A 15,932-nucleotide genomic window follows, 5' to 3' on the forward strand; every position below is an offset into this window, starting at 1 on the left:
ATATAGGAAAAAACTAGATGGTCATCCACCTATCATAGCTTGATTCTTTAGAAAGTAGGGTATAAAGTATTGATGACAAAAGAATAGCTCAGTTCAAGTTAGTTGACGACATTCCATTTCAACCTTATACTCACTTACAATAAGTAAGTTTAAAGAATAGACAGCCTATAAAGGGGAGAAACCTAATGGTAGAAACAATAAAAGATATCCCTCTAAATATAATAAAAGAAAAAGTAAAGATTGTTCCTCATAAAGAAGGAGCTACGTATATTGTGGGACCAATTAACCTCCCAATTCAACTAGATGGCAAAACAGAATTCTTCAAGTGGTATTGCTGGATGGAGGCTGAGGCCGAACAGGATTCAGCTGAAACATTTGAATCAATCATAAGAAAATTACCTAGTGCAGACTTAGCTAAGCATCAGCAATCAAGTGTGCTTGTTTATGGTGACTTTGCTCAGAATGATGAAGCACTAATACGTATGCATAGTATATGTCATACAGGTGATATTTTTGGTAGTAAAAGATGTGATTGTGGATATCAGCTTAATCAATCTTTAAAAATGATTACAGAACATGGTACAGGAGCTTTATTTTATCTTGCTGATCATGAAGGTAGAGGTATTGGTTTATTCAGTAAAGCTCTTGCATACCTTCTACAAGAAGAAGGCTTAGATACAGTTGAGGCAAATGAGGAGCTTGGCTTCTCTGATGATCAAAGAAAATATGATGATGCGATTCGAGTTTTGAAAACTCTTCGTCAATTACCTGTAACGCTAATTACAAATAACCCACTTAAACTAAAGGCTTTGCAAGATTCAGGTGCAAATGTTACAGACCGTATTCCTTTATGGGGAGATGTATCAAGCTTTAATCAACGTTATTTAGAAACAAAAATGGAAAAGGCTGGCCACTTTAGAGGAGGCTATACCGTTGAATGAACATGAGTTTTACATGAAGTTGGCAATCGAAAATGCGGCAGCTATGAAGGGGAAAACAGACCCGAATCCATTGGTAGAAATTTGTGATTGTAAATCATAATCGAATTGTTGGTGTAGGAGCTCATTTAAAGGCTGGAGGACCACATGCAGAAATACATGCACTAAATATGGCAGGAGAGCAGGCAAGAGGAGGCACAATGTACGTAACGTTAGAACCATGTTCTCATTATGGACGTACAGGACCATGTGCTGTTGCAATTGTTGAAGCGGGAATAAAGAAAGTATATGTGGCTACTCTTGACCCTAACCCTATTGTTGCTGGAAATGGAGTTAGCATTCTAAAAGAAGCAAACATAGAAGTAGTAGTGGGAATTTGTGAAAAAGAGTCACGTGAAATGAATGAAGTGTTTAATAAATTTATTGTTTCAAAAGTGCCTTTTGTGACGCTAAAATCTGCTACAACATTAGATGGTAAAATTTCATCTTTTACATCTGATAGCAAGTGGATTACTTCTGAAGAAGCACGTAAGGATGTTCATCAATTACGTGATGAACATACCGGGATTTTAGTAGGGGTCCAAACGGTGATAAAAGATGATCCTGAATTAACGACTAGAATTGAACATGGTCGCAATCCGGTTCGAATTATCTTAGATAGTCAATTACGAACACCACTTCATTCAAGAGTGGTAAAGGATCAAGAAGCCGAAACATGGATTTTCACTTCCAAAAAATATGATAAAGAAATAAAAATGGCGCTTGAAGACCATAATGTGAAAATCTTCGTAACAAGCGGTGAAGAGCGTGTAAACATCCAAGAAGTGCTAAGAATACTAGGGGAGAATTCTATTTCCTCTGTGTTAATTGAAGGCGGCGGAGAAGTAAATGCTTCTTTTTTAGAAGAGAAGTTAGTTGATAAATTAGTTGTTTATATGGCTCCAAAAATAATTGGTGGAAAGCAAGCTCCAGGCTTTATCGGGGGACAAGGAATTGAAAAGATGGCCGATGCCATTGATCTGCAGAATTTAGATATCATAAAAATTGGGCCAGACTATAAGTTTGTAGGGTATCCTCACTATAAAAAAGCATGATGTTATACGCATCATGCTTTTTCATTATCTATTTCTTAATCATTGTTGTGAAAAGTATTAGAATAGGTTACAATAAAACCAAGTAATCTTATGTGAATTATAAAATATAAATAAAATAAATTTATCTACAGTAGCCTAAGGGGGATTATAGATGAAAACAGAATTATATCCAGTTGTAAAGGGTGCCGATAGCTTGTATTTCTCTGGTAATAAAACAGGAATTTTATTATGTCACGGATTTAACGGCACACCACAAAGTATGGAGTATATAGGGAAGCAACTTGCTAAGCTAGGATACACTGTGTCAATTCCTCGTCTAAAAGGTCATGGAACTAATGTTGAAGATATGAAAAATTGCATTTATAACGAATGGGTTTCAGATTTACAATTAGCTTTTGATGAGTTAAAAAAGGACTGTGACCATGTTTTTGCAGTCGGACAATCCATGGGCGGTGCCCTAACAATTCAACTTGCTGCTAATACAAACGTGAATGGAATCTTCTTAATTAATGCGGCTGTTACAGATGTTGCTTACAAACAATACCGTGATGAAACAAAGCCAAAAATGATTGAAGAAGGGGAACCAGACATAAAAAAGCCTGCTGTACATGAAATAACGTATGAGTCTGTTCCATTAGAGGCTGTGCATCAATTGTTATACTTAATGGATGATACAAAAAATAAAATAAAGAATATCACAACCCCTACTATTATTTTTAAATCATCAGTTGATCATGTTGTTCCACCAGCAAACTCTGATTTTATTTATCAACAAATTTCTTCAGCTGAAAAGAAGATAATAGAATTAAAAAACTCTTATCATGTTGCATCAATGGACTATGATGCACAGCTTATTGTGGATAACATAAATCAGCATATTCAGAGTTTAAATGCTGGTATATCAATAACGGAACTGGTAAATAGCTAATGATTTGAAAAGGTAAAGTGGATAACTCTCGAGTTATCCACATACTTTTCCACATATTAAATAAGTTATTAACAATTGTGAAAACGTTTTAAATAAATGACTATCTTTCATGAGATATTAAATACTTGTCTATTAAAAATTGTATACGTTTGCAAAATTGTTCGAATTTATATAGAGAAATGCTATAATTTGTAATTATATAAAGTGAAAAATTAATTGCAGAGGGAGATTACATGACGATAGCTATTCGGAAGATGAATGAAGGAGATATAGAACAAGTACAACATGTTGCTAGATCGAGTTGGCGGACTACATATAAAGGAATTATACCTGATTCTATTCAAGAGAATTTTGTTGCAACTGCATATTCTTCTGAAATGTTACTTAAAAGACTAAATGAAACACTTTTTTTAGTAGGAGAAGACGAAGATAAAATTATTGGCTTTGCTAATTTTACTCCTCTAAAAGATGAGAGAAAAGTAGAATTAGGAAATTATTTATCTTTATGAAGAATACCAAGGAAAGGGTATTGGTACTGTCTTATTAAAAGCGGGGATACAGCATTTAAACGATGTTAAGAAAATATATGTAAATGTTGAAAAAGAAAATCTGGCTGGTGTCCATTTTTATAAATCTAAAGGGTTTATAATTGAAACGGAATATGAGGATTTGTTTGATGGTCATATATTACAAACTGTAAGAATGGCCTTAGAGGTTTGATGGATTTTACATCATTTTTGATAAAATTGTGTATTAGTGCTCAGGGAGTCTTTCTGGTAAATAGGCCAAGAAAGGGTCTCCCTTTGACACTGGATATAATCTCGCAGAACAGCTATGAAAGCTGCCTAGATGGGTCTGGTTTAATTGTTTGAGCAGGGCGGTTGCTTCTTGATATGTAACTATGCAACACCATGCCGATCATAACAAAGGCCATTCCTAATAAAGACATACCTGTAGGAAGAGGTGAAGCAAGAAAAATAATCTCTCCAATTAGTACAAAAAGTACCTGAATCGACTGAGTTGCCTCTACAGCTGCTAGTTGAGCCATATTGTGTTGAACTAAACTTGTTGCTTGGAAGAAAAGTAGAGTAGCAATTAAGCCCGAACACATCGCAACCCAAAATGATTGGATTGTCTGCGTTTTACTTGGAAGGCCTGATGTAAAGATAGCAATAATAGCAAAAATAATCCAAAGTGGTAAGCTTCCAATTGTCATCCCCAATACCCTTTGAAATACATCCAACCTGCCCTCACAAATCGCCATCATTTTCCGATTTCCTAGCGGATAAGCAAAGGATGCAATGAGAACTGGAATGATCGTGAATAATACAGGCATGATTGATAACTGACTTGCATGCTCAAACTGCATCAATGCTACCCCAAAGATAATGATAAGAGACATGCTTAAGCCCCTTAACGGAATCTTTCCTCTAACCTTTACAGATCCATTGACTGTTTGGACTTTTTCATAAAAAAGTGGTGCAAGTAGAGAACCTGAGAGGATTGTTATTTGCCATGTGGCTGCAATTAGCCACCCTGGTCCATAAGCGCCTGCAAAGCAAATAGGTGCATAAAATAACCCAAATCCTACTGTTCCCCATAAAAGCCACTTTAGTGGATTTTTTTTCATCTCTATAAGAAGAGGCTGCCATTTTTTTCTCCACATAACGAAAAGAAGTAAAAAAGGAAGCATAAAAAAATAACGTAAAGATGAACTCCATAACCAGCTCCCTCCGGAAAGCTCCATGGAACGATTTAACACAAACGTAAAAGCAAAAAAGAAAGAAGAACAAACTCCTAATAAGATTGCCCGCATCGCGAAGCCTCCAATCTTCTCCATTAATTGGAAAGTTATATTTAACATAATATAACATACAATTGTTTAATTTAGTGTGTTTTTTTATAAAATTATGATACTTTCTTTCAATATAAAAATATTGTCCATAAGATCATTCGTCCATATAATGAAAATAACAAAGTAAAATAAAGGGAGAGTGTAGTGATGAGGAAAAGCCTTCAATATCCTATTGGCGAATTTAAGGAGCCAAAGCAAGTTTCTCTGAAAGAGATCGAAGGATGGATAGAAGATATAGAGAACACCCCTAAACAATTGAAGTTAGCTCTTGAAGGTCTTTCAGAACCATTGCTAGACACTTCTTATCGTCCAGGTGGATGGACGGTTAGACAAGTGGTCCATCATCTAGCAGACAGTCATATGAATAGCTATATTCGCTTTAAACTGGCCCTAACTGAAGATCGCCCGACTATTAAAGCATATGATGAAAAAACATGGGCAGCTTTACCTGATACTGAATTACCATTATCAATCTCTATTAATCTCCTGGAATCTTTACATCAGCGATGGGCATATTTATTAAAATCAATGTCTATGTCTGACTTTGAAAAAACATTCTTTCATCCTGAAACAAATAAGGAAATCTCCTTGTCTACTAATGTTGCACTATACTCGTGGCATGGAAAGCATCATATAGAACATATAAAATTAGTAAGAGTCCACTAAAATAGCAAGCAGTCCTATGATCATGTAGGGCTGCTTTTTTAGTAAGCTTAAAGGAGGTGCAAAATCATAGAAAACAAGTTTTACTGCCAACATAATTCCTCACCAAGCTGAATATGATGTACAAGCATATATCAATATTGGGGGTAAAGAATTTGAATTTCTTATTCAGCTACGTATTTCTAGGGGTTTCACTAGCAGCACCCATAGGTCCTGTAAACGCGGGTCAAATTGACCGGGGCATAAAAGGAGGATTCCTTCATGCCTGGCTGTTTGGTTTAGGGGCAACAACTGCTGATGTTGTATATATGGTGTTGGTATATTTAGGGTTTGTAAACTTTTTGCAAATCCCGACAGTGAAAATGTTTCTATGGTTTTTTGGCTTCTTTGTTTTAGTGTATACGGGTATTGAGAGTTTAATGGCGGCAAAAAAACATACGTTCACAACTAGTAGAGTAAACCTCCACTATTCTAAATCCTATTTTTCAGGCTTTTTTATGTCTTTACTTAACCCTTTAAGTATTTTATTTTGGATAGGAATTTATGGGGCAATCCTCGCTAATACCACAATTGGAAGTGGTGGAACACAGCTTCTTATTTGTAGTGCGGCTATCCTTTCGGGAGTTTTACTGTGGGATTTAACGATGGCGATGTTTGCAAGTGTATTAAGAAGATATTTAACAACAACCCTTCTTGCTGTTATATCTACCATTTCAGGTATTTCTTTAATTTTATTTGGCTTATACTTTGGCTATCAAGGCTTCCTATTGCTTCTTTAAATTGCGAGCCCTCCGTTTCGTTTAAAGAAAGAAAATCAGGGTATTAAGAATGAAAAATGATACCGGGGTGCCGACATGATTAATTCGTTTAAAAAACAATTTAGCGTTCCTAAGGGCATACTTGGAAGAGTTGCCGGAACCATTATGGCTATTGAAAATAAGAAGCTAAACAAATGGACTCTTTCTCAATTACGAATAGATAACAGTGATTGTATTCTAGAGGTTGGTTATGGATCAGGAAAGTGTATAGAGTATATGTTAAAAGCCAATAAACTGATCAAAATTGACGGTCTTGATGTATCGAAAACAATGAAAGTTTCAGGCGGAACAAAGACTGGATAATTATGTTAAGAATGAACAAGTAACTCTTATGGTAGGTGATGTTGAGAATACAGAGTTGGAGGAGCGGAAATACGATAAAGTAGTCACAGTTAACAATTATACCATCTGGTCTCATCCTGAAAGGGGATTACAACGTCTCCATCAGGCGATGAAAGCTGGAGGGAAAATTGCCATTACGATGCAGCCTAGAGAAGAAAATGCTAGCTCAATTAAAACAAGAATGTTTGCGAATCAAATTTATAAGGACCTATCCCATTGTGGCTTTACTGAAATGAAAATTTCTTTTAAGCGTATCCATCCAGAATTAGCAGTTTGTGTAACTGCCACTAAGCTGGATAAAAAAACATGAGTGAAAGGTAACAAGCCGCCATTCACTCATGTTTTTTCTTTCGTCTTCATTTTTCCATCATGCTGCTAACCAAACCAATTAGTATACCTAAAAGAGCTCCCCCAGCAACTTCAGCAGGTTGATGTCCTAGCAGCTCATTTAATTCTTTTTCCTGCTTTACATGAAATAAACCCGGCATATGTCCGGATAATACCTCAATGTCTGCATCAATATCATTTACAATCTTTGCGATTTCACCTGTATGACGACGGATGCCTTGTGCGTCATACATAACAATAATTCCAAAAATAACAGCTAATGCAGTATCAGTGGAATTAAAGCCCTTTTTCGTTGCAACATAAGTTGCCAAAGCAGATACACCGGCTGAGTGAGAACTTGGCATGCCACCTGTTTGAAAAATCGGACGCCAGTCCCAAACATTGTTTTCCTTTTTATGTGTAAAAATTTTAAGCCCTTGTGCGATTCCAATGGCAGATAAAGCTGTCCAGATTCCTCGATTCATTTCTCTCACCTCTATGTATGTAGTCTTTAACAAAATAAATTCTATATACAATGATGGTTAAAAAAATCGAAGGAATAATACCAAATAGGAAAGTGCTTAAATGTAGTCTCAATATAAAACAAACATAGAAGACAAAAGCCTTCTATGTTTGTTGTGGAGTAATCCATTTTGTTAAAAGTGGAGGTTCATAAGAACGAAATTTCTGAATTAGCTGCTCGGGATCAGAATCTACAATAACCATTGATCGATATTCAGGCTTTAAAAATTGTTCTTGAATCATATGGTCAAAGAAAGCAAGAAGTTTATCATAATAATGGTTACTGTTCATCATGCCAATTGGCTTTCTATGTTCTCCTAATTGAGCCCAAGTATAAACTTCAAAAAATTCCTCCATTGTCCCAGGTCCACCTGGTAAAACAACAAACCCATCTGATAGCTCTTCCATTTTTGCCTTACGCTCATGCATGGAATGAACAATAATAAGCTCAGAAAGGCCAGGGTGGGCAAGTTCCCGTTCCATTAGCATTTTAGGTATAACGCCAATCACTTCTCCGCCCGCTTGCAGAGCTGCATTCGCTACAACACCCATAATACCTACTTTAGATCCACCGTATACAAGCGTAATTCCTTCTTTAGCTAATTGAGCACCAAGTTTTGCTGCATCCTCTGAATATAAATCTGAAGCGCCTGGACTAGATCCGCAAAAAACACAAATTCTTTTCATATTATCCCCTCCTTGAGTTAGTGTGTGAAAAGGGTTGTAAAAAAGGACTATTCTTTAAAATGAAAAATATACATCTTATTTTAGTTTAGATGGTTTTTCATTATTTGAAAATAAAAAGTAATGGAATTTACAACATCTTTATAAAGGATTTAGGTTCATAATGACCGAAAAGAAATTAAGCTTCTTAATTCAGTTTGAATTTACATAAATTTCTTGTATAAGTGGGACCTTAGATACGTACAGAATGATATTAGGAGAGATGATAGTGAAATTAGATCTCAGGTGGTTTGTAATGGAGGCGCTAGAAGCATATATTCAAGAATATGAATTAAAAAGTGCGTTAGACTTTTATGAACAACAATTAATAAATAAAAAGGGAAAAATTCTAGAGATAGGTCAAAGTCATTTGTTCCTTCTTCCTGAACTTTTGAATCAGGGTCACCAAGTGGAGGGACTGGTGGATTCCAAGCAAGGAGAGGAAGCTTGTGAACAAAAATGTGAGGAGTTAAATCAGACTGCTACCATCTATCAATTGAGCCTAAATGAGTTTAAAAAACCTACTCGTTACGATGCCATTATAATACCTTTTGGATCTGTCTTAACTGTAGAAGAAAGGCTTAAGTCAATAAAACTTTTAAAAAATGTCTATGATCATCTAAAAAGCAAGGGCACCATTATTGTTGATCTTTTTATACAGGATGAATTTCTTGTTCAGCAAAAGCATAGTATGGTTCAAGAATTTATGAGTGATCTGTATGTTTGTGAAAAACAATTAATCAAGCTAGATATGCTCGAACAATCAACAACATATTTGTTATCAGTTGAAAGGATAAAAGAAGGCAAGATGATTGAAAAAGAGCAAAAATTACAAGCCCTTTATATGGTATGGAATAAAAGAATTTAAGTTGATTTTGGAGAGAATCGGGTTTACTAATGTCAACATATATAACAACTACTCTACAACAGAATCAACTAAATCATCCGATAAAAAGGTATTCACATTTACAGGTGAAAAATAATCAAATACATAGTAGAAAAACTTTTTACCTCCTTAGATCAAGCAAATCATCCTTCTTAAATGAAAGAAACGTAATTAAAATCAAACCGTATGATAGAACAAGAGGGCAAAAAAAGCAGAAAATGTTCGAAAACTTATAACAGAAATAAGGAAACGTTAATAACAATTTTGCCCTAAAGTGATAAAATAAGAATGATGAAAGAGCTGAGGAGGAAAATCCGGATGAAAATGAAGTTAGGCTTAATTTATGGTGGGAAATCTGCAGAGCACAATGTTTCTTTGCAAACAGCCCTAGCCGTTATCAATGCACTGGATATGAGTAAATTTGACATACATCCTATATACATTAAAGAAAATGGAGAATGGGTAAGAGGAAAGGCATTAGATGCTCCTGTAAAAGAAGTCAGTACATTAAGATTGCAGGAGAACGGAGATTCTATTTCCCCCGTTACATTAAATACTGAGTTATTTCCTGCAAAGGTTGAAGAACAGGAAAAAATTGATGTGATCTTTCCGTTGCTACATGGACCAAATGGTGAAGATGGAACGGTTCAAGGATTACTTGAATTATTGAATATCCCGTACGTAGGGAATGGAGTATTAGCTTCAGCTGCTGGTATGGATAAAGTTGTCATGAAGAATTTATTTGCACAAGCTGGCTTAGCTCAAGCAAAATATGTATCTTTTATAAAAAGTGATTATGAGCAATCCCCAGCTGCCAAATTTGAGGAAATCGAAGCTGAATTGGGTTATCCATGCTTTGTAAAGCCAGCAAATTTAGGATCAAGTGTTGGTATTAACAAGTGTAAAGATAGAGAAAGCTTAGAGGCGGCTATTAAGGAAGCATTTGAGTTCGATCGTAAGGTGATTATTGAAGAATCAATTGTTGGAAGAGAGATTGAAATTGCCGTTATTGGTAATGATCATCCGGAATGCTCAGTAGTTGGTGAAATTGCTCCTAAAGTGGAATTCTATGATTATAAAGCTAAGTATGAAGATGGAGAAACAGATTTAATTATTCCAGGTAACGTAACGGAAGAGGAATATGAGAAGATTAAAGAGATGGCCATCACATCCTTTAAGGCAATAGACGGATCAGGTCTAGTTCGTGCAGACTTTTTCTTAACAGAAGACGGCAAAGCTCTTATTAATGAGGTTAATACAATGCCTGGTTTCACTCCATATAGTATGTTCCCACTAATGTGGAAGCATTCAGGCCTTGAATATCCTCAACTAATAGAAAAACTTGTTGACCTTGCATTGGAGCGCTATGAACAAAAGCAACAAATTAAACATTCTTTTTAATCAACTAAGCTTACGAAATTCTTAATTTTATTTAAAAGGAACTGAATATAGCATAAATCAGTTCCTTTTTTCTTTTAGCACATAAAGATTCCTTAAATAGGAGAGGATTTAATGATTACAAGAACACTACTTGATGTACAAAACATGGTGAATGGAGAAGGATTAGAAGAAAAATATCAACACGTTGAAATTTCAGGCGTAACAACTGATTCACGTAATGTTGAAAATGATAATTTATTTTTTCCACTTGTTGGTGACGTATTCAATGGGCATGAGTTCGTTGACAAAGCAATAAGTAACGGAGCAAAAGCAGTTATTTGGCAGAAATCCGAAAAAAACCCTCCAAAAGAAGTGCCAATCATTTTAGTTGAAGATACTTTAGTGGCGCTTCAAGCTCTTGCAACAGCATATATTAATGAATTACCTAACCTGAAAATTATCGGTATTACAGGTAGTAACGGTAAAACAACAACAAAGGATATGGTTGCAGCCATTTTAGAAACAACATATAAAGTACATAAAACACAAGGGAATTTTAATAATCATATAGGTTTACCATTAACCGTTTTAAGTATGAGTGAGGATACAGAAATAGCGGTTTTAGAGATGGGGATGAGTGGTAAAGGAGAAATTGAACTATTATCTGAAATTGCGCATCCGGATGTTGCGGTCATTACAAATATCGGTGAAGCACATTTAATGGATTTAGGATCTAGAGAAGGAATTGCAGAGGCTAAGCTTGAGATTACAAAAGGCTTAAAAAAAGACGGATTATTTATTTTTCACGGCGATGAACCACTTTTACAAGAGAGAGTGCCAGGACTGTCTTTAAAAACAACTACTTTTGGAGAAGCAAGTTCTAATGATTATTACCCTGCAAAGATTATTCAAGAACCAACAGGAACATTATTTGAAGTGAACAAAGAGGAATACTTTATTCCTGTACTTGGAAAACATAATGTGTGGAATGCTTTAGCAGCCTATGCAGTTGCGGATTATTATGGCGTTGAAAAGGATGCCATAAAAAAGGGATTTTCGTCCATGAAGTTAACAGGGATGCGTTTAGAGTTAATTCAAGCTAAAAATGGAGCATCAATTATTAATGATGCTTATAATGCAAGTCCTACTTCAATGTTAGCAGCAATTGACCTTATTGAGAATTTAAAAGACTTTGATCAAAAGATTGTCGTTTTAGGTGATATGCTTGAATTAGGTGATGATGAAGTAGAATATCACCAACAAGTAGGAAGAGAAATAAAACAAAATAATATTTCCCACATCTTCACTTATGGAAAACTTGGGAAAGAAATTGCAAAAGGTGCAAAAGAAAATCAATCGGTTGATACAGTTCATCATTATGATCAAAAGGATGAATTAATTAAGCATCTACAGTCTATCGTGAAAGAAAAGGATATTGTTCTTGTAAAAGCCTCAAGAGGAATGAAGCTGGAAGAAGTCGTAAATTCAATTGTATAAGAGAGGGAAGGGATTAAGGGTGTATCCCTTCCAAGTTGAACGGTAAAGGAGGTTTCTATCATTTGAAAGGATGTCTCTTTATTCATGGTTTCACCGGAGCACCTTATGAGGTGGAACCACTTGCCAGCTATATAAAAAAGCAAACTGATTGGATTGTAAAAGTTCCCACTCTGCCTGGACATGGAGTAACTCTTTCATTAAAAGGGCATACATATAAAGAATGGATTTCTCATGCTGAACAAGAACTTCTTTTATTAATGAAAGAGGTTGATGAGGTCTATGTTATTGGTTTTTCAATGGGAGGAGTTATTGCTTCGTATTTAGCTGCTAAATACGAAGTGAAAAAGTTGGTCCTATTAAGTGCTGCTGTTTATTATGTGAATCCTAAACAATTGGCAATGGATATAAAAAATATGATAAAAGATTTATTTGGTGGGAAAATTAATAATAATGAACTATTTAACCGGTATAAGAAAAAGATAGTTGAAACACCTATATCATCAACTATTGAATTTAGAAAGTTAGTGAAAGAAATAAAGCCTTACATTCAGAAATTAAACATGCCAGTACTAATTGTTCAAGGTGAATGTGATGGAATAGTTCCGGTTAAAAGTGCCTTTTATTTGTACAACACCATTCCCTCTAAACAAAAAGAATTACACTTACTCCCATGCTCTAAACATCATGTTTGTCATGGTGATGATTACGAAGATTTGAAGGAATATGTTGAACGCTTTTTAGAAAATCAACATGAAGAAAGTGCTATTTATAGTTAGCAAGCTGTTCTGACATTAAGTTGAAATAAGAAACCGGTAGTGGTATGATTACATTTAAAGTGTTTGCGGCTTTAAATAAGGTAAACTGCTGCCCTTGTTAAATAAGGGCATTTTTTGGCAAATAATCAGAACGGTTTTACTATCTTCTAAGTGTGGGTAGTATAAGAAGAGCAGGCACAATGTTGCCGGTTTTTTAAACATCTGACTGTTTTTCATGATGACACAACAGTTGATAATCTACATTAAGCTCGGCTGATCCCCGAGCATATAGGATTCATTTAAACATCGTTTCATTATGAATACGATATAGATTACCTATAAGGTCTGTAAATATTTACAGCAAACGATATAGAAGGAGTATGAATACATTGACATTAACGTTTCAAGATTTAGGTTTAAGTACGTCATTGATGGAATCAATAAGTAAAATGGGATTTGAAGAACCATCACCAATTCAAGCACAAACAATCCCGTTAGGTTTGCAAAAGAAGGATGTTATTGGACAGGCGCAAACAGGTACTGGTAAAACAGCTGCATTTGGTATTCCGCTTATTGAAAAGATTGATGTGAAAAATAACAACATTCAAGCTGTTGTTGTTGCTCCAACACGTGAACTTGCTATTCAGGTATCAGAAGAACTATACAAAATTGGTTATCATAAGCGCTCTCGTGTTCTCCCAATTTATGGTGGTCAAGATATTAACAGACAAATTCGTTCATTAAAGAAAAACCCACATATTATCGTTGGAACACCTGGACGATTATTAGACCATATTAATCGTAAAACTTTACGTTTAAGCGGCGTTCATACGATAGTTTTAGATGAAGCAGATGAAATGTTAAACATGGGCTTCATTGAGGACATTGAATCCATTCTTTCTAATGTACCTGAGGATCGTCAAACATTACTTTTCTCAGCAACAATGCCGGATCCAATCCGTCGTATTGCAGAGAAATTTATGAAAGACCCTGAGCTTGTAAAAGTAAAAGCAAAAGAAATGACAGTTCCAAATATTACACAATACTACCTTGAAACACATGAAAGAAAGAAATTCGATGTTTTAACAAGATTACTTGATATTCAATCCCCTGAACTTGCGATTGTTTTCGGTCGTACAAAGCGTCGTGTTGATGAATTATCTGAAGCATTAACGTTAAGAGGTTATACAGCTGAAGGTATTCATGGTGACTTAACACAGGCTAAACGTATGTCTACTCTACGCAAATTTAAAGAAGGTGCAATTGAAGTACTAGTTGCAACAGACGTTGCAGCACGTGGACTAGATATTTCAGGTGTTACACATGTTTATAATTTCGATGTACCTCAAGATCCAGAAAGCTATGTTCACCGTATTGGACGTACAGGTCGTGCAGGTAAAACAGGTATGGCGATGACTTTCGTTACACCTAGAGAATTAGACATTGTAAAAAACATTGAGCGTACAACAAAACGCAAAATGGATCGCATGAAGCCACCAACTGTTGATGAAGCAATTGAAAGTCAACAACAAATGACAGTGGAAAAAATTCGCTCAATCATTGAAGGTGAAAACCTATCTTTCTACAAACGTACAGCAGAAGAGCTTCTTGAAGAGTTCGATGCACAAGATGTAGTAGCTGCTGCAATTAAATTTATGACAAAAGAGCCAACTGCTGTTGAGGTTAAACTAACAGAAGAAGCTCCGTTATACTCAAGATCTAAAAACAAAGGTGGCCGCTCTTCTGGCAATAGAAGAAAAGGTGACTATAATCGCGGCGGCGGCGGTGGTGGACAAAAGAATCGTTCATCATACGGTAACCGTGATCGTGACCGTGACCGTGATCGTGGTGGTAAAAGTGGTCAAGGCGGTAATAATAAACGCCGTTACTCAAACTCAAAATAATATCGAAAAAGCCGACCTAAATGGGATCGGCTTTTTTGCATATTTAAAGCGAAATCGTTTCTTTCTTTTTAAGTGTGGACCTAAAAGAAAAATTAGTAACAATGCGAAGTACTCTTTCAACTGGACCTTGCGATGATATCTTTAAATAAAACGTACTGGCTATTACTTGTAGACAAAAAATACAAAGAGCCAAAAAAATGCCGGTGAACAAGTTCGTATGACCGAAAAGACCAAAGCCATATCCGTAATAAATGGTTGTGCAAATGACAGTTTGCATTAAATAATTTGTTAGAGAAAGCTTCCCAACATTTGCAAAGGCATTCTTTACTTTCTTTCCTTTTAAAATATGAAAAAGGAAGGCGAATAAAAAGATATAACCAAGAGACAGCAGGTTAGCGCCTAGCATGCCGAGGACTCCTGACCAGTTAAAGTCAGGTGAGAAAATGTTAAAGCTTTTTAATATTAAGCCAATAGGAACAAGAACCATACCAATGATATATTGCCTTTTTTCGAGTGCTGGCTGTGTAAAGAGACCTATTTTTGCACTGTATATACCAAATAAAAAAAGCGGTGCAGACATAAATGGAATAAAGGCCAAAATGAGGATCAGCAAGCCTGGTGAAACATCCATTGGTAATTCATTGTTTCGATGATCTGTAATTTCTGTGTATGAACCCGAACTATAGGTTTGGATTGTATCTAATACATACTCTTCCATTTTAGCTTGTTCTTGTTTTGTTTCTTCTAGCTGTCCATAACCAATTAGTGGTGTTAAGCACAATAAAATAATTGCCCAAATAAAGATGGTTTTCATTCGACGATTTAAAAAGAGTAATAAGAAAAACCCCATCATACCATAAAAAGTTAAAATATCTCCTTCCCATAAAAAGGTACTGTGTAAAATACCAAGCAACAGGAGCATAAGAAATCTTCTTACAAAATATCGTTTGTATTTAAGGTGATGGTTCTCAAGTTTTTCCTTCATTTTCACCATGGAATATCCAAATAAAAAGGTGAAGATCGGCATAAAGCTCCCCTCTATAAATACCTTTATAAACTTGTAAGCAACAGTATTTGAATTCGAAAGGCTATATAATTGTATTTCATCTTTTCCCCACATTCCAAATTGAAAAATTAAAATATTAGCAAGTAAGATGCCAAAAAGACTGGCTCCTCTCAAGGCGTCGATAAGTGTGATCCTAGTTATGCTCTCCTTCATGATTTTTCTCCTTTTCGTTTGTTTAGTTATGTAAATTCACTATAATTCTCTTTTCTTAATTTAAGGAAATCTAGAGATTAA

Annotated in this window: 17 protein-coding genes and 1 pseudogene; 14 read left to right on the forward strand and 4 right to left on the reverse strand. The window is 35.4% G+C overall.

Annotation, left to right across the window (positions count from 1 at the left end; translation table 11 throughout):
* Nucleotides 1-185 precede the first annotated feature (185 nt).
* The 5 genes and pseudogenes from MVE64_RS14540 (at nucleotide 186) to MVE64_RS27775 (ending at nucleotide 3,680) form a co-directional block, all read left to right on the forward strand.
* The gene (locus tag MVE64_RS14540) at nucleotides 186-941 is read left to right on the forward strand and encodes a GTP cyclohydrolase II (protein ID WP_098797574.1); all 756 of its coding nucleotides are present in this window, start codon (nucleotides 186-188) and stop codon (nucleotides 939-941) included.
* Nucleotides 934-2,032, forward strand: a pseudogene (gene ribD, locus MVE64_RS14545) (bifunctional diaminohydroxyphosphoribosylaminopyrimidine deaminase/5-amino-6-(5-phosphoribosylamino)uracil reductase RibD). Before MVE64_RS14540 ends, ribD begins: the two are co-directional and overlap by 8 nt.
* Before the next feature lie 151 nt (nucleotides 2,033-2,183).
* Complete coding sequence (locus MVE64_RS14550; RefSeq protein ID WP_247339114.1) at nucleotides 2,184-2,960, forward strand: alpha/beta hydrolase; 777 nt, start codon at nucleotides 2,184-2,186, stop codon at nucleotides 2,958-2,960.
* 233 nt (nucleotides 2,961-3,193) lie between these two features.
* A complete protein-coding gene (locus MVE64_RS27770) occupies nucleotides 3,194-3,469 on the forward strand; it encodes a hypothetical protein (protein ID WP_345740633.1) in 276 nt (91 codons plus the stop codon).
* Nucleotides 3,470-3,515: 46 nt separating this feature from the next.
* A complete protein-coding gene (locus MVE64_RS27775) occupies nucleotides 3,516-3,680 on the forward strand; it encodes a GNAT family N-acetyltransferase (protein ID WP_345740834.1) in 165 nt (54 codons plus the stop codon).
* Between the two features lie 112 nt (nucleotides 3,681-3,792).
* Here the strand turns inward: MVE64_RS27775 and MVE64_RS14560 are convergent, their stop codons facing one another.
* The gene (locus MVE64_RS14560; RefSeq protein ID WP_098797578.1) at nucleotides 3,793-4,776 is read right to left on the reverse strand and encodes a DMT family transporter; all 984 of its coding nucleotides are present in this window, start codon (nucleotides 4,774-4,776) and stop codon (nucleotides 3,793-3,795) included.
* A gap of 186 nt (nucleotides 4,777-4,962) precedes the next feature.
* On the opposite strand from MVE64_RS14560, the gene MVE64_RS14565 reads away from it, so the two are divergent.
* The 4 genes from MVE64_RS14565 to MVE64_RS14580 all read left to right on the forward strand — a co-directional run bounded on the left by MVE64_RS14565 (nucleotide 4,963) and on the right by MVE64_RS14580 (nucleotide 6,948).
* On the forward strand, nucleotides 4,963-5,481 hold the full coding sequence (locus MVE64_RS14565) for a YfiT family bacillithiol transferase (protein WP_247339115.1): 519 nt from the start codon (nucleotides 4,963-4,965) through the stop codon (nucleotides 5,479-5,481).
* A 152-nt stretch (nucleotides 5,482-5,633) separates the two neighbouring features.
* Nucleotides 5,634-6,257: a LysE family transporter gene (locus tag MVE64_RS14570; protein ID WP_247339116.1), complete on the forward strand. Its 624-nt coding sequence runs from the start codon at nucleotides 5,634-5,636 to the stop codon at nucleotides 6,255-6,257.
* Between the two features lie 75 nt (nucleotides 6,258-6,332).
* Nucleotides 6,333-6,599 (forward strand): class I SAM-dependent methyltransferase, encoded by a 267-nt coding sequence (locus MVE64_RS14575; RefSeq protein WP_247339118.1) that lies wholly within the window; start codon nucleotides 6,333-6,335, stop codon nucleotides 6,597-6,599.
* A 28-nt stretch (nucleotides 6,600-6,627) separates the two neighbouring features.
* Entirely contained in the window at nucleotides 6,628-6,948 is a 321-nt protein-coding gene (locus MVE64_RS14580; RefSeq protein WP_247339119.1) for a class I SAM-dependent methyltransferase, read from the forward strand.
* Between the two features lie 46 nt (nucleotides 6,949-6,994).
* Here MVE64_RS14580 and MVE64_RS14585 read toward each other — a convergent pair whose 3' ends face one another.
* A complete protein-coding gene (locus tag MVE64_RS14585; RefSeq protein ID WP_331275792.1) occupies nucleotides 6,995-7,450 on the reverse strand; it encodes a divergent PAP2 family protein in 456 nt (151 codons plus the stop codon).
* Nucleotides 7,451-7,592: 142 nt separating this feature from the next.
* Nucleotides 7,593-8,174, reverse strand: a complete 582-nt coding sequence (locus tag MVE64_RS14590; protein ID WP_247339120.1) for an LOG family protein — start codon at nucleotides 8,172-8,174, stop codon at nucleotides 7,593-7,595.
* 265 nt (nucleotides 8,175-8,439) lie between these two features.
* Between MVE64_RS14590 and MVE64_RS14595 the strand changes: the two genes are divergently transcribed.
* The 5 genes from MVE64_RS14595 to cshA all read left to right on the forward strand — a co-directional run bounded on the left by MVE64_RS14595 (nucleotide 8,440) and on the right by cshA (nucleotide 14,632).
* Nucleotides 8,440-9,078: a class I SAM-dependent methyltransferase gene (locus MVE64_RS14595; protein WP_247339123.1), complete on the forward strand. Its 639-nt coding sequence runs from the start codon at nucleotides 8,440-8,442 to the stop codon at nucleotides 9,076-9,078.
* A gap of 336 nt (nucleotides 9,079-9,414) precedes the next feature.
* Nucleotides 9,415-10,497, forward strand: a complete 1,083-nt coding sequence (locus MVE64_RS14600; protein ID WP_098797584.1) for a D-alanine--D-alanine ligase — start codon at nucleotides 9,415-9,417, stop codon at nucleotides 10,495-10,497.
* A gap of 111 nt (nucleotides 10,498-10,608) precedes the next feature.
* Complete coding sequence (locus MVE64_RS14605; RefSeq protein ID WP_247339125.1) at nucleotides 10,609-11,973, forward strand: UDP-N-acetylmuramoyl-tripeptide--D-alanyl-D-alanine ligase; 1,365 nt, start codon at nucleotides 10,609-10,611, stop codon at nucleotides 11,971-11,973.
* A 62-nt stretch (nucleotides 11,974-12,035) separates the two neighbouring features.
* Nucleotides 12,036-12,749, forward strand: a complete 714-nt coding sequence (locus MVE64_RS14610) for an alpha/beta hydrolase (RefSeq protein ID WP_247339127.1) — start codon at nucleotides 12,036-12,038, stop codon at nucleotides 12,747-12,749.
* Nucleotides 12,750-13,117: 368 nt separating this feature from the next.
* Entirely contained in the window at nucleotides 13,118-14,632 is a 1,515-nt protein-coding gene (gene cshA / locus MVE64_RS14615; protein WP_281730375.1) for a degradosome RNA helicase CshA, read from the forward strand.
* A gap of 43 nt (nucleotides 14,633-14,675) precedes the next feature.
* Here cshA and MVE64_RS14620 read toward each other — a convergent pair whose 3' ends face one another.
* Nucleotides 14,676-15,851 carry a DUF418 domain-containing protein gene (locus MVE64_RS14620; protein ID WP_247339129.1) on the reverse strand — a complete coding sequence of 392 codons (1,176 nt, stop codon included), beginning with the start codon at nucleotides 15,849-15,851 and terminating at the stop codon, nucleotides 14,676-14,678.
* Nucleotides 15,852-15,932 lie beyond the last annotated feature (81 nt).

Source organism: Metabacillus endolithicus, from assembly GCF_023078335.1.
Taxonomy (GTDB): domain Bacteria; phylum Bacillota; class Bacilli; order Bacillales; family Bacillaceae; genus Metabacillus; species Metabacillus endolithicus.

What these genes read in the sequence shown, in the direction of transcription:
- MVE64_RS14540 (WP_098797574.1), top strand. Translation starts at nt 186, where the DNA reads ATGGTAGAAACAATAAAAGATATCCCTCTAAATATAATAAAAGAAAAA.
- MVE64_RS14550 (WP_247339114.1), top strand. Translation starts at nt 2,184, where the DNA reads ATGAAAACAGAATTATATCCAGTTGTAAAGGGTGCCGATAGCTTGTAT.
- MVE64_RS27770 (WP_345740633.1), top strand. Translation starts at nt 3,194, where the DNA reads ATGACGATAGCTATTCGGAAGATGAATGAAGGAGATATAGAACAAGTA.
- MVE64_RS14560 (WP_098797578.1), bottom strand. Translation starts at nt 4,776, where the DNA reads ATGCGGGCAATCTTATTAGGAGTTTGTTCTTCTTTCTTTTTTGCTTTT.
- MVE64_RS14565 (WP_247339115.1), top strand. Translation starts at nt 4,963, where the DNA reads ATGAGGAAAAGCCTTCAATATCCTATTGGCGAATTTAAGGAGCCAAAG.
- MVE64_RS14575 (WP_247339118.1), top strand. Translation starts at nt 6,333, where the DNA reads ATGATTAATTCGTTTAAAAAACAATTTAGCGTTCCTAAGGGCATACTT.
- MVE64_RS14580 (WP_247339119.1), top strand. Translation starts at nt 6,628, where the DNA reads ATGGTAGGTGATGTTGAGAATACAGAGTTGGAGGAGCGGAAATACGAT.
- MVE64_RS14585 (WP_331275792.1), bottom strand. Translation starts at nt 7,450, where the DNA reads ATGAATCGAGGAATCTGGACAGCTTTATCTGCCATTGGAATCGCACAA.
- MVE64_RS14590 (WP_247339120.1), bottom strand. Translation starts at nt 8,174, where the DNA reads ATGAAAAGAATTTGTGTTTTTTGCGGATCTAGTCCAGGCGCTTCAGAT.
- MVE64_RS14600 (WP_098797584.1), top strand. Translation starts at nt 9,415, where the DNA reads ATGAAAATGAAGTTAGGCTTAATTTATGGTGGGAAATCTGCAGAGCAC.
- MVE64_RS14605 (WP_247339125.1), top strand. Translation starts at nt 10,609, where the DNA reads ATGATTACAAGAACACTACTTGATGTACAAAACATGGTGAATGGAGAA.
- MVE64_RS14620 (WP_247339129.1), bottom strand. Translation starts at nt 15,851, where the DNA reads ATGAAGGAGAGCATAACTAGGATCACACTTATCGACGCCTTGAGAGGA.